Origin of the sequence: Nocardioides sambongensis, from assembly GCF_006494815.1 — a bacterium.
In the GTDB taxonomy this organism is placed as follows: Bacteria; Actinomycetota; Actinomycetes; order Propionibacteriales; family Nocardioidaceae; genus Nocardioides; species Nocardioides sambongensis.
Window position 1 is genome coordinate 1,585,039 of sequence record NZ_CP041091.1, and the last position, 13,063, is coordinate 1,598,101.

Annotated in this window: 12 protein-coding genes and 1 pseudogene; 4 read left to right on the forward strand and 9 right to left on the reverse strand. The window is 70.9% G+C overall.

Translation table 11 applies throughout. From position 1 onward, the window contains the following. The first annotated feature begins 59 nt into the window (after positions 1-59). Positions 60-593 (forward strand): chromate transporter, encoded by a 534-nt coding sequence (locus FIV43_RS07400; RefSeq protein WP_141013608.1) that lies wholly within the window; start codon positions 60-62, stop codon positions 591-593. 10 nt (positions 594-603) lie between these two features. On the opposite strand, the gene FIV43_RS23125 is transcribed toward FIV43_RS07400, so the two are convergent. From FIV43_RS23125 to hppD, 4 genes and pseudogenes are all read right to left on the reverse strand, one after another. Next, positions 604-936 carry a fumarylacetoacetate hydrolase family protein gene (locus tag FIV43_RS23125; RefSeq protein ID WP_269204083.1) on the reverse strand — a complete coding sequence of 111 codons (333 nt, stop codon included), beginning with the start codon at positions 934-936 and terminating at the stop codon, positions 604-606. Then, complete coding sequence (locus FIV43_RS23130; RefSeq protein ID WP_269204069.1) at positions 933-1,799, reverse strand: fumarylacetoacetate hydrolase family protein; 867 nt, start codon at positions 1,797-1,799, stop codon at positions 933-935. Before FIV43_RS23130 ends, FIV43_RS23125 begins: the two co-directional genes overlap by 4 nt. 196 nt (positions 1,800-1,995) lie before the next feature. Then, positions 1,996-3,012: pseudogene (locus FIV43_RS07410) on the reverse strand (cupin domain-containing protein); the annotation flags it as partial. An 83-nt stretch (positions 3,013-3,095) separates the two neighbouring features. Then, positions 3,096-4,313, reverse strand: a complete 1,218-nt coding sequence (hppD, locus tag FIV43_RS07415; protein ID WP_141013609.1) for a 4-hydroxyphenylpyruvate dioxygenase — start codon at positions 4,311-4,313, stop codon at positions 3,096-3,098. 162 nt (positions 4,314-4,475) lie between these two features. On the opposite strand from hppD, the gene FIV43_RS07420 reads away from it, so the two are divergent. Continuing rightward, positions 4,476-4,970, forward strand: coding sequence for an Lrp/AsnC family transcriptional regulator (locus FIV43_RS07420; RefSeq protein ID WP_231123814.1), 495 nt, complete (start codon positions 4,476-4,478; stop codon positions 4,968-4,970). Positions 4,971-4,985: 15 nt separating this feature from the next. Here FIV43_RS07420 and FIV43_RS07425 read toward each other — a convergent pair whose 3' ends face one another. The 5 genes from FIV43_RS07425 to FIV43_RS07445 form a co-directional block, all read right to left on the reverse strand. After that, on the reverse strand, positions 4,986-5,951 hold the full coding sequence (locus FIV43_RS07425) for an AraC family transcriptional regulator (protein WP_141013611.1): 966 nt from the start codon (positions 5,949-5,951) through the stop codon (positions 4,986-4,988). Positions 5,952-6,059: 108 nt separating this feature from the next. Then, positions 6,060-6,818, reverse strand: a complete 759-nt coding sequence (locus tag FIV43_RS07430; protein ID WP_231123815.1) for an alpha/beta fold hydrolase — start codon at positions 6,816-6,818, stop codon at positions 6,060-6,062. A 329-nt stretch (positions 6,819-7,147) separates the two neighbouring features. Then, positions 7,148-8,512, reverse strand: a complete 1,365-nt coding sequence (locus tag FIV43_RS07435; protein WP_141013612.1) for a glutamate decarboxylase — start codon at positions 8,510-8,512, stop codon at positions 7,148-7,150. After that, positions 8,509-9,240, reverse strand: a complete 732-nt coding sequence (locus FIV43_RS07440; RefSeq protein WP_181407712.1) for a hypothetical protein — start codon at positions 9,238-9,240, stop codon at positions 8,509-8,511. The genes FIV43_RS07435 and FIV43_RS07440 overlap by 4 nt, the downstream gene beginning before the upstream one ends. Positions 9,241-9,530: 290 nt before the next feature. Then, a complete protein-coding gene (locus FIV43_RS07445) occupies positions 9,531-10,652 on the reverse strand; it encodes an S-(hydroxymethyl)mycothiol dehydrogenase (RefSeq protein ID WP_141012569.1) in 1,122 nt (373 codons plus the stop codon). 152 nt (positions 10,653-10,804) lie between these two features. Here FIV43_RS07445 and FIV43_RS07450 point away from each other — a divergent pair, with 152 nt between their 5' ends. Next, positions 10,805-11,563 carry an IclR family transcriptional regulator gene (locus FIV43_RS07450; RefSeq protein WP_141013613.1) on the forward strand — a complete coding sequence of 253 codons (759 nt, stop codon included), beginning with the start codon at positions 10,805-10,807 and terminating at the stop codon, positions 11,561-11,563. Positions 11,564-11,638: 75 nt separating this feature from the next. Then, positions 11,639-12,625 carry a PDR/VanB family oxidoreductase gene (locus tag FIV43_RS07455; protein ID WP_231123816.1) on the forward strand — a complete coding sequence of 329 codons (987 nt, stop codon included), beginning with the start codon at positions 11,639-11,641 and terminating at the stop codon, positions 12,623-12,625. Positions 12,626-13,063: the final 438 nt, after the last annotated feature.

Below are 13,063 nucleotides of genomic sequence, written 5' to 3' on the forward strand. Positions count from 1 at the left end.
CGGAGCGTTCACTCGCCGGCCACCTCCACCCACCACGACCGAACTCCACCGAGCTCGCGATCCACCTCGGCCACGACAGGGCGCGCTGGCGCGGGATGCTGGCGGCGGGCGTCTGCTTCATCGTGCCGGCCGCGCTGATGGTCACCGCCCTGGCCCGGCCCTACGTCGAGAAGGGCACCACGCCCGCCTTCGACGGTCTCCTGTACGGCATGGTGCCGGTGGTGTTGGCGATCGTGGCCCGGGCCGTGGTCGGCCTCGCGCCGACGGTGCTGCGCAGCCGGCTGTCGACCGTGATCGCGGTGGCGGCGGTGGCGATCTTCGCGCCGTCGTTCGTCTTCGTCGGCCTGCTGACCCGGCTCACCGGGTGGTTGCGGGGCCGGCGGTGGACCGCAGCGGCGCTGGACGGCCTGGGCGCCACGTCGGTGGCGCTGATGGCCGGGGTGCTGGCTCGGCTGGCCGGCGACGGACTGGTGGATCTGGTGACGCTGGCGCTCTTCGGGCTGACCCTGCTGGGGTTGTGGCGCACCCGGTGGAACAGCGCCTGGTTCATCGTCGCCGGAGGGGCGACCGGCGTTCTGCTGACCTGGTGGTGAGACCGGCCGGTCACCGGCCGGCATCACCCGGGGCGGGGGTCACCCGGCCGCGCACCTCGCCGAGGTCGAGCAGACCACCGTCGGCCGCCGGCGCGGTGCCCGCGACGACCACCTCGTCACCGTCCTCGAGGAACCCTCGGGTGGCGCCGTCGGCGAGCCGCAGCGGGTGGGTGCCGTTCTCGGTGAGCTCGAGCAGGCAGCCGCTCTCGGCCCGGTCCGGACCGCTCACCGTGCCGCTTGCGTAGAGGTCGCCGGTGCGCAGCGCCGCGCCGTTCACGGTCAGGTGGGCGAGCTGCTGGGCCGCGGTCCAGTAGAGCGCGGCGGCCGGCGGCCGACTGATCACCCGGTCGTTGAGCCGGACCTCCAGGCGCAGGTCCAGGCCCCAGGGCCGCCCGTCCCCCGGGTGTCGTCGAGGTAGTCCGGCGGGATCGGGTCGCGCCGGGGCGGCGGGACCCGGGCGCCGTCCAGCAGCGCCAGCGGGACGATCCAGGGCGAGACCGAGGTGGCGAAGGACTTGCCCAGGAACGGGCCCAGCGGCACGTACTCCCATGCCTGGATGTCGCGGGCCGACCAGTCGTTGACCAGGCACACGCCGAAGACATGGTCGGGCAGCGCCTCCATCGGCACCGGCATCCCGGGCGGCGAGGCGGCACCCACGACGAACCCCACCTCGGCCTCCAGGTCGAGCCGGCGCGTCGGCGCGACCGAGATCCGGCCCTCGCCGTCCTGCTGCTGACCGCGCGGCCGCACCACCGGCGTGCCCGAGACCACCACGCTCCCGGCCCGTCCGTGGTAGCCGATGGGGAGGTGCTTCCAGGCCGCCGGGAGCGCCGGCCCGTCCGGTCGGAAGAGGGCGCCCACCCGCGCCGCGTGGTGCTCGGAGGCGTAGAAGTCCACGTAGTCGGCGACGGAGAACCCGAGCACCGGGTCGACCCGGTCCATCGGCACCGGCTCGACGCTCCGCTCCCAGGAGAGCACCGCGTCGAGCACCTGGTCCCACACCGCCCGGCCGGCGGCCAGCAGCGGGTCCAGCCGCCCCACCCCCAGGTACGACGCGAGGCCGGGCGCGCGGGAGGCGGCCAGGGCGCCGAGGTCGAGCACACCTCCGCTGGTACGCCAGCCCAGTCGTCGTACGCGTGGCGCGTCGGGGGTGCGGAAGACCCCGAAGCCGACCGGACGCGGGGTGGCCGCGGCTTCCGGGGTCACCGCCGCCATCACCGACGTCCGCCGGCCCAGGTCCAGGCGTAGGCCCCGTCGTCGCAGGCGCGACCGCCCTCGCCGAGGTCCAGCGGCCGGAAGGTGTCCACCATGACCGCGAGCTCGTCGAACCGCTCGGCCCCAGGCTGGCCTCGATCGCCTCCGGCTGCGGACCGTGCGCGTGACCGCCCGGGTGCAGCGTGATCGACCCGATCCCGATGCCGGAGCCCTTGCGCGCCTCGTAGTCCCCGGCGACGTAGAACATCACCTCGTCGGAGTCGACGTTCGAGTGGTAGTAGGGCACCGGGACGGCGAGCGGGTGGTAGTCGACCTTGCGGGGCACGAAGTTGCAGACCACGAAGTTGTGGCCCTCGAAGACCTGGTGCACCGGCGGAGGCTGGTGCACCCGGCCGGTGATCGGCTCGAAGTCCGCGACGTTGAAGACGTACGGGTAGAGGCACCCGTCCCATCCGACCACGTCGAACGGGTGCTCCGGCAGGACGTGCACCGTGCCGGCCAGCCCTCCGCTCGCGCCGGGACCGGAGCCGCGGTGCTTGACGTAGACCTCCACGTCGGCCCCCTCCACCTGGCGGGGCGGGGACGGCACCCGCAGGTCCCGCTCGCAGTACGGCGCGTGCTCGAGCAGCTGCCCGAACCGGGACAGGTAGCGGCGTGGCGGCGAGATGTGGCTGTTGCCCTCGATCGCGTAGAGGCGCAACGGCTCCCCCGCCACCACCCAGCGGTGCGTGGTGGCGCGCGGGATGATCGCGTAGTCACCCGGGCCGACCTCGAGATCCCCGAAGACCGTCTCCAGCCTCCCCTGCCCGGACTCGACGAAGGCGCACTCGTCACCGGTGGCGTTGCGGTAGTAGGGCGAGGTGCGCCCGGCGACCACATAGCTCAACCGCACGTCGCCGTTGCCGAGCAGCAGCCGGCGGCCGGTCACCGCGTCGACCCCGCCGGGATCGAGGTGGGCGAAGAGCTGGTGCGGCGCGAGGTGGCGCGGCAGCAGCGGGGAGTTCGGCACCGTGGCCTGGTCGGGCAGCTCCCATGCCCGCGCGTCGACCAGCGCGGACGGAACGCCCCGGTGGTAGAGCAACGAGGAGTCGGAGGAGAACCCCTCCTCGCCCATCAGCTCCTCGCGGTAGAGGCCGCCGTCGGGGCCCCGGTGCTGGGTGTGCCGCTTGGGGGGCACGTCTCCCATCCGCTGGTAGTGCGCCATTCAGATCACCGCCGCTCGTGGAGGGCTGCGCGGCCCGTCACCGGCGCTCCTGGCACCGCGGGCCCCGCCTCCCGATCACCGTCTCAGAGATTGCCGCGCTTGTCCTGCTCGCGCTCGATCGCCTCGAAGAGGGCCTTGAAGTTGCCCTTCCCGAATCCCAGCGACCCGTGCCGCTCGATCATCTCGAAGAAGACCGTCGGCCGGTCGCCGATCGGCTTGGTGAAGATCTGCAGCAGGTAGCCGTCCTCATCACGGTCGACCAGGATCCCGCGGCGCTGCAGCTCGGCGATCGGCACCCGCACCTCGCCGATCCGAGCACGCAGCTCGGGGTCCTCGTAGTAGGAGTCGGGTGTGTCCAGGAATTCGATGCCGGCCGCGCGCATCGCGTCGACCGCCGCGAGGATGTCCTCGGTGGCCAGGGCGAGGTGCTGGGCACCGGGGCCGCCGTAGAACTCGAGGTACTCGTCGATCTGGGAGCGCTTCTTGGCGATCGCCGGCTCGTTCAGCGGGAACTTCACCCGGTGGTTGCCGCTGGCGACCACCTTGCTCATCAACGCCGAGTAGTCGGTGGCGATGTCGTCACCGATGAACTCGGCCATGTTGGCGAAGCCCATCACCCGTCCGTAGAAGTCGACCCACTCGTCCATCCGGCCGAGCTCGACGTTGCCGACCACGTGGTCCAGCGCTTGGAAGATCCGCGGCGCGTCGGCACCGTCGGCCGCCGCCGGGCGGACGAGGCCGGAGGTGCGGGCGACGTACCCGGGCAGGTAGGGCCCGCGGTAGCGGCTGCGGTCGACCAGGGTGTGCCGGGTCTCGCCGTAGGTCGCGATCGCGGCCATTCGCACCGTGCCGTGCTCGTCGCTCACGTCGTGCGGCTCGACCAGCACGGTCGCGCCCTCGGCGCGGGCATGGTCGATGCAGCGGTCGACATCGGGCACCTCGAGGGCGATGTCGGTGATCCCGTCACCGTGCCGGGCGTGGTGGGCGGCCACCGGGCTGTCCGGCGCGATGCCCCCGGTGATCACGAAACGCACCGCACCCGAGGTGAGCACGTAGGCGTGGTGGTCCCGGTTGCCGGTCTCCGGACCGGAGTAGGCGACCAGGTCCATGCCGAAGGCGCTCTGGAAGAAGTGGCTGGTCTGCACCGCGTTGCCCACGGCCCACACCACGGCGTCCCAACCGGTGACCGGGAACGGGTCGGTGGCGTCGTCGTAGGCGACGAGCCCGACGAGCTGGCGCAGCTGGTCGAGGTCGAGGTCGGCGAGGCGTTCGGCGTCGGTGAGATGGTCGGCGACGGTCATGGGACTCCTTCGTCGAGGGATGTGGTCCGGGTCACCAGCCAACCCGGCCGGACCGAGGTGGACAACCGGGGCACGATCTCCTGCTCGCACTGCACAGACCGCGCAGCCGAACCGGCGGTTATCTATGCTGTGGGACTACCGTTTGGCGAAGGAGATGCTCTCGTGGACCTCGACCAGCTCGACCTCGCACTGCTCACCGCGCTGCGGGACCATCCCCGTGCCGGCCCGCTCGAGCTCTCCCGGCTGACGAAGGTCGCCCGCGCCACCGTCCAGGCGCGGATCCAGCGCCTGGAGACGGCGGGCGTGGTCACCGGCTACGGCCCGGACATCGACCTGGAGGCCGCCGCCCACCCGCTGGCCGCCTTCGTGACCCTGGAGATCGCGCAGGGGGCGCTGGAAGAGGTGGCCTCCGAGCTGACTGCGATCCCGACGATCCTGGAGGCCTACATGACGACCGGTTCGGCCGACGTGCTGTGCAAGGTAGCGGCCGCCGACCACGCCGACCTGCAGGCCACGCTGCTGGAGCTGAACCACTCCGCCGCGGTGGTGCGCTCGACCAGCGTGGTGGTGCTGGGGACGGTGGTGCCGCCGCGGGTGCTGCCCGTGCTGGAGCGCGCCGCCGCGACCCGAGCCAGCCGCGCTCCGGCTCATCGGTGAGCCCGCCGGACCGGCTCACTCGACGCGGCGGGCGGCTTCGCGCCACTCCCGCGGGGACATCCCGTAGGTGTCGCGGAACCGGTGGGTGAAGTGCGCGTGGCTGCGGAAGCCCCAGCGGCGGGCCACCGCACCGATGGTGCGGTGGCGCCCCGCGGGTCCACCCAGCTCGTGCCGCGCCGCCTCCAACCGTTCCGCGATGACCCACTGCTCCAGACGAAGGCCCGCCGCGGCGAAGACCGCGAAGAGGTGGCGCACGGAGACGCTGTGGACCGCCGCGATCCGGGCGATGTCCAGGTCGGGATCGCCGAGATGGGTGCGGACATAGGACTGCACCCGCAGCAGCAGGCTCTCCTCCAGTGCGTCGCCCGCGTCCCGGCAGCCGGCGGCCGAGGCGATCAGCGCCCGCGCCAGGGTGACGGTGGTCCTGCCCAGCAGCGCGGCCGCCGCGGGAGCGAGCTCGATCTCCTCGCCGTGGGCCGCCGCGTAGCGCTGGAGCTCACGCAGATGCTGGGCGAAGACACCCGCCACCGGCGAGGCCGACAGCCGGGGGCGGGCGCGTCGTATCGTGCCGGGGTCGAGACGCAGCTCGGCCAGCGCCACCTCGGCGCACCAGCCGTCGGTGCCTCCCGGGATCACCGTGCGGTACGCCCGGCTCAGGTCGATCAGGTCCACGGCGCCGGCCTGCTCGGCGATCACCAGGTCGTCCTGCTCCCGGCACATGGCGGTGGTGAAGCCCAGTACCAGCGCGAGCACCGGCGCCTCGTCGGCGCGTGCCTGACGCTCGGTGCGCGCCGAGACCATCGGCGAGATCCGGGTGTGGAAGACACCGACCACCCCGAGCTCCCAGCGCTCCATGCGGAGCTGCGGCGGGGCCGCGCCCAGCGGCAGCGTGTGGCTGGCGTAGGCGGCGTCGGCCATGGCGCAGGACACGAAGTCGGCACGCTCAGCAGGCGCCACCGTGCCACTGTCCAGCACCAGCATCGCCCGACCTCCCGTGCGCCGTGGTCAGAGTCTGCGGACGGCGGCGGGCGGAAGGCAATACCCCGGGTAGGGGAAGCGCTCGGGTCGGGTGGCGGGTCGGGTATCAGGTCAGGCGTTGGTCAGCCAGGGGCGAGCGGGCTGGGCGTGGTCGAGGGCCCAGTGCAGGGCGTGGTCGGCGACCTCCTGCCAGCCGGGAGCACCGCACGTCCAGTGATCGCGCTCCTCGAACTCGTGGTAGTCGGTCACTGCCGGCGAGTGCCGGTAGTGCTTGGCGTTCGAACGGTTCACCGAGGGCGGCATGATGTGGTCCTTCCCGCCCGCGATGAAGAGCAGCGGAGCCCGGTCCGCCTTGAAGTCGACCCAGGTGTCCTGGTGCCCGGGCTTGAAGTTGGCGAAGAGGCCGTGCTCCCAGACCCAGTTGCCAGGGGCGCCGATCGCATAGCGCTCCCAGATCCGTTGCGACTCCTCCGCGGTCAACGTGTTGGTGAAGGCGTAGTGGAACTCCTCCGGGGTGAAGCTGACGGCCCGACGGCGGTTCGCCGGATTCTTCAGCGCCGGGAAGAGGGATCGTGCCTGGGAGACCGGGTTCACCCGGACACCCTCGGTGGGCGCCGAGTCGATCACCACACCCGCCGATCCGAGACCACGGGCGAGCAGCAGCTGGGTCAGCGTGCCGCCGAACGAGTGACCGATGATCACCGGCGGCGTGGCGACCGACTCCACCACCGACGCCAGGTGATCGACCGTGGCGTTGACGGTGAGGTCCGCGATGACCTGCGGATCCTCGCGAAGCGCCTCGACCTCGACCTCGAATCCCGGGTACGCCGGGGTCAGCACCCGCAGCCCCTTCGCCTCCAGGTGGGGCACCCACTCCTCCCAGCTCCGGGGGTCATCCACAGGCCGTGGACGAGGACGACGGTGTCGGGGGTGGCAGCGTTCACGGCTGGGTCCTCTCGGTCGGTTCGGCGACGGAGCTCGACGGGTCTGGCGCCACGCTGCCAGCCTCCGGCGGGTCCGGCTTGCGTCACGCTGCACGGTGTTTGCCCGACCGTGCAGTCGTCGGGCCCACTCCCACTGCGAGGGACGTCCGGCCGCCGTCGTACCACCGGCGTTGTCAGGTTCCACGCCCTGCAGCTCACCGTCGCTAACCGGGCGGCTCGATCAGCACCTGCTCCACGATCCGCGCTGACCGGCGCTCAGTGGCCGGGACCGGTGACCACCTGCTGCCGCTCCCGTGGATGTGCGCCGCCCTTGGCCTCCAAGGTGCGGCAGGCGCCGTCGATGTCGGCGGCGAGGGTCTCCACGTGTTCCAGGGTCATCGTCCGCTTCACCAGGGCGCGCATGATCTTCACGTCCTGGGCGTCCGGCGGCAGCGTGTACGCGGGGACCATCCAGCCGCGCTCGGCCGAGAGCTGCCAGGCGATGTCGAACTCGTCGTAGTCCTGCTCCTCGCGCAGCTTGAAGGCGACCAGGGGCAGTTGCTCATCGTGCCGGCCGATGATCTCGAAACGACCCAACGCCTCGATCCTGTCGGCCAGCGCCTCGGCATTGGACTGCATGTTGCGCATGACGAACTCGTATCCGGCGCGCCCGTAGCGGATCAGGGTGAAGTACTGCGCGACGACCATCGCCGATCCGGTGGAGAAGTTCAGGGTGAAGGTCCGGTCGGTCTTGCCGAGGTAGTTCTCCTCGAACACCAGGTCGTCCGCGAGATCGGCTGTCTCGCGGAAGACCAGCCAGCCGATGCCGGGATAGACCATGCCGAACTTATGGCCGGAGACGTTGATCGAGCGCACCTGCTCGAGCCGGAAGTCCCACGCCGTGTCGGGGTAGAGGAAGGGCCACACGAAGCCGCCGCTGGCGGCATCGATGTGGAGCGGTACGTCGAGCCCGCGCTCGGCCTTGAGGCGCACCAGCAGGTCGTTGATCCCGCCGATGTCGTCGCGGTGACCGGTGAACGTCGTGCCGAGGACGGCGGCCACGCCGATGGTGTTCTCGTCGATGTGCGGCTCGACGTCCTCGGGGCCGATCGTGTACTTCTCCGGTCGCAGCGGCACCGTCCGCGGCTCCACGTCGAAGTATCGGCAGAACTTGTCCCAGACCACGTGCACGTCGCCACCGAAGATCAGGTTGGGTCGGTCGGCGGGCAGCCCGGCCGCCTTCCGGCGCTCCCGCCACTTCCACTTCAGCGAGAGCGCGCCCAACATGATCGCCTCCGAGGACCCCTGGGTGCGGGCGCCGGTGGTCTCGCCGGGAGCGTGGAAGAGATCGGCCAGCATCCGGATGCAGCGCTGCTCGATCTCGGCGGTGCGCGGATACTCCGCATGGTCGATGAAGTTGCGGTGCAGGTTCTCGCTGATCAGCGTCTGCGCCTCGGGCTCCATCCACGTCGTCACGAACGTCGCGAGGTTGCGCGCCGGGTCGCCCTCCAGAGCGAGGTCGGACTCGATGAGGTACCGCGCGGCGTACGCCGGCATGCCCTCGACAGGGAAGGCGGCGCTGGGCACCTCGCGGGCGCTGAACCCGGTGCCGTAGAGGTCGTGCGGCTGCTGTGCGTTCATGGTGCTCCTTCTCCGAATGCCTGGTGACGGGAAACCGTCGACTCTTCCGATGGTGGTTGTTCGGGTCGCGCCGGCAGCAGGTCCTGTCGCCACGCCGGGAGGAGGAGCATGGCTCCGGCGAAGAAGCAGAGTGCGCCGACGAGCGTGCCGCCGTTGGCAACGACCGCGTCGGTCAGGCTGCCCGAGGGCAACACGTAGGCGCCGAGCGCGGAGGCCATGAACGCCACGGACCCGGCCATGTTCAGCCAGGCCGCCCACCACGCCCAGGAGCGGGGGCGCAGGGACAGCAGTCGGCCCACGGCGAGGAGGCCGAAGGTGCTGGCCACGAGGAACAGCACAGACCCGTAGAGGTCGGGGCGCCACACGATGCGGTCCTGCTGCTGCTCGGTGAGGTCTCCGATCAGCGCAGCGAAGGTGCTCACGTTGAACAGCAGCGTGCCGGGGAACTGGCTCGCGGCCGCCGACCATGCCGGGTCGTGCCACCCCCACCGCCACTGCGGCACACCGAGACGGTCGTGCTGGGTGGCTGCGCTCACCTGCGTCAGTCGCGGGTCCTGCGCCTGGACCAGCTGCACGAACGCCGCTGCGGTGAACCAGATCGATCCCACGGCGTAGGTCGCGGCCACGGCCCGCGGCCCGACGGCGTCCAGGTAGGCCGGCACCGACCCGACGACGAACAGAAGAGAGCCGATCGCGAAGAGCGCGCTGATCCATCGGGTGACGGTCACAGGCGCGAGCCGCATTGCGTACCTCCCGGGACGCGGACCCTTCACCACACCACAGGCGGTGCGCGGCGCGCCAGAGTCGGCGCGGAACGGGTGACGCCCGCTTCCGCAGGGTGGCCGAGCTGGGCAGATGATCCGACTCCGACCATCGGGACGACGCCCACCCGACCAGGGTGGACGGTTGGCGGCAGGATCTCGCCAACGTCTCGTCACGAGGCAAGCGCCGCCCGGCCCCGGTCGAGCATGGCGTGGGCAGACGGAGGGGGCGCCTCAGCGGCCGAGCGCCGCGGCCATCAGAGGACCACCACCGAGCGGAGCACGTCGCCGTGGTGCATCTTCTCGAACGCAGCCTCGATGTCACCGATCCCGATCTCCTCGGTCACGAACGCATCCAGATCCAACCGACCCTGACGATAGAGATCCACCAGCATCGGGAAGTCACGAGAGGGCAGGCAGTCGCCGTACCAACTCGACTTCAACGCCCCACCACGACCGAAGACATCGATCAACGGCAGCTCCGGCACCTTCATCTCCGGAGTCGGCACACCGACCAGCACCACCGTCCCGGCCAGGTCACGGGCGTAGAAGGCCTGCTTCCACGTCTCCGGACGCCCCACCGCCTCGACCACCACGTCCGCACCCTCGGCACCCTCATAGGTCTCAGCACAGATCCGCTTGATCTCCTCGACCGGATCCAGACCGGACCCGGCAGAGGAATCCACCGTGTGCGTGGCACCCATCCGCTTCGCGGCCGCGAGCTTGTTGGCGTCGATGTCCACGGCAATGATCGGCGAAGCACCCGCCAACGCCGACCCCGCGATCGCGGCCACACCCACACCGCCACAACCGATCACGGCCACCGACCTACCCCGAGTGACCCCACCGGTGTTGATCGCCGCACCGATCCCGGCCATCACACCACAACCGAGCAGACCGACCGCGGCCGCACGCGCCTGCGGGTCGACCTTGGTGCACTGCCCCGCAGCGACCAGCGTCTTCTCCGCGAACGCACCGATCCCCAACGCCGGCGACAACTCGGTCCCGGCATCGGGCCCCTCGGCCAACGTCATCTTCTGGGTCGCGTTGTGCGTGGCGAAGCAGTACTTCGGCTCCCCCCGCTTACACGCCCGGCACTCACCACACACCGCACGCCAGTTCAACACCACGAAATCGCCCGGCGCCACATCGGTGACCCCCTCACCCACCGCCTCGACCACGCCCGCGGCCTCATGACCCAACAGGAACGGGAACTCGTCGTTGATCCCACCCTCGCGATAATGCAGATCGGTGTGGCACACCCCGCACGCCTGGACCTTCACCACCGCCTCCCCCGGCCCCGGGTCCGGGACATTGATCGTGGTGAGTTCGACCGGTGCGCCCTTGGCGCGGGCCACAACGGCCCTGACCTGCTGCATGGTTCCTCCTCGTCGACGGGTGCCGCCCCCTTCGGGGCCGACCTGGCTGTGGCGCCGGTCACGCACCTTCGCGCACAGGCGCAGGCAGGGACACCTCAGAACCATTCAATGGGCCACGCTCGGACGACAGGGCGAATGCCAGACTGTCGCCCATGGCCAGGTCACCGTCAGGGGAGTCGCTGATCGAGCGGGTGGTGCGCATCCTGGAGGCATTCGACCCCGACACGCCGAGCCTCACGGTGGGAGAACTGGCCGCCCGGGCCGGTCTCCCCGGCTCCACGACCTCCCGCCTCGTCGACCAGCTCGTCTCCCACGGACTCCTGCGTCGTGACCCCTCCGGCGGCGTCCGCATCGGTGTCCGCCTCTGGGAGCTCGGGGCACGCGCGTCGCCGACCTTGGCCCTGCGCGAGGTCGCGATGCCGTTCATGGAGGACCTGCAACACATCGTGGGCCACCACACCCAGCTCGGCGTCCGCGAGGGGACCGAAGTCCTGTTCATCGAACGCCTCTCGACCCGCCACGCTGTCATCAACGTCACCAAGGTGGCCGGACGCCTCCCCTTGCACGCCTCGTCGGCGGGCCAGGTGCTGCTCGCCCATGCGCCGGCGTCCGTACGCGAGTCGGTGCTCGCCGGTCCGTTGCGGAGCTATACCGACACCACCATCACGGACGCCGGCACCCTCCGGAAGGTGTTGGCCGAGATCCGCCGCCAGGACTTCGCACTCTGTCCGGGAGCCATCGACCCCAGCGCGACCGGAATCGCCGTACCGGTCCGGGATCCGCGCGGCCGCGTCATCGCCTCGCTCGCACTCGTGGTGCCGAACGACGGCAACGCACACGCCCACGTTCCGGTCCTGCGCACCGCTGCACGAGGACTCGAGCGCACGCTGCACCGCCCCCGCCCGGTGTGACCGCCGCAACATTCTCGCCCATTGAATGGAGCAGGCGTCGTGAGTGGCATCACACGAAGCGCATGCTCTCGCGCCATGAGCACAACAATGACGGCCGCCAGCGACACGGCCTCCCCCGCCGTCGGCGGCAAGGTCCGCCTCCGCGTCCGTCGCAAGCTCGCCCTCGCTGACGGGGTCTGCGGCCTGGAGCTGGTCGCGCCCGACGACGGTCGGCTTCCCGATTGGACCCCTGGTTCGCACATCGACCTGACCTTCGCCAACGGCCTCAACCGGCAGTACTCACTGTGCGGTGACCGATGGGATGCGCACAGCTACCAGGTCGCCGTCCTGCGCGAACCGGACGGGCGTGGCGGATCGGCCTTCGTCCACGACGAACTCGGCGAAGGCGACGTGATCGACATCGCCGGTCCGCGCAACAACTTCCCGCTGGCACCTGCCGACGCCTACCTCTTCGTTGCCGGCGGCATCGGCATCACTCCCATTCTGCCCATGCTCGAGCAGGCTGAGATGCTCGGCAAGCCCTGGCGGCTGCTTTACGGCGGTCGAACCCGCACCTCGATGGCGTTCCTCGACCGACTCACGCCTTGGGGCGACCGCGTCGACGTCTGCCCGCAGGACGAGAGCGGACTGCTCGACCTCGACGTGCTCGGCCGGCTGGAGGCGGGGACGAAGGTGTACTGCTGCGGTCCGGAACCGTTGCTGGCAGCCGTGCGGACCGCCGCCGTGGACCTGCCCTCGGGGAGCCTGCGCACCGAACGGTTCGTCGCAGCCGCCATGCCCGCCCCGGTGCGCACCACGTCGTTCGACCTGGAGCTGGCACGCTCCGGCGTGACGGTCACCGTGGCCCCCGGACAGAGCATTCTGGAGGCCGCCGCCGAGGCCGGCGCCCCGATCCTCGCTTCCTGCCGTCAGGGCATCTGCGGAACCTGCGAGACCGACGTGCTCGAGGGCACCCCCGACCACCGCGACTCGATGCTCGACGACGACGAGCGACAGCGCGGGGACCTCTTCTACCCCTGCGTCTCGCGCTCTGCCAGCGACCGCCTCGTCCTGGACATCTGACCCCCGCCACTCCCAGGAGAAACCGATGACCATCGCTCCGAGCCCGATCCCCCGCACTGACGCCGATCCCTTCGGCGACGAGGTGTTGGCCGACCCACACCCGTTCCACCGCGACCTCCGCGAGGCGGGTCCGGTCGTTCACCTCGATCGGTACGACGTCTACGCCATGGGCCGCTACTCCGAGGTCCATGCCGCACTGGTCGACTGGCAACGGTTCGAGTCGGGTGCCGGGGTCGGCATCAGCAACTTCCGCAAGGAGAAGCCCTGGCGTCCGCCCAGCCTCCTGCTCGAGACGGACCCGCCGCGCCACGACGCACCTCGTCACGTGCTGGAGCCGATCCTGGCCCCCGGGCTCTGCGTCGCCTGCGCGAGTCATGGGAGGTCGAGGCCGCCGAACTCGTCGACGAGCTCATCGCCCGTGGCACCGTCGACGCCATC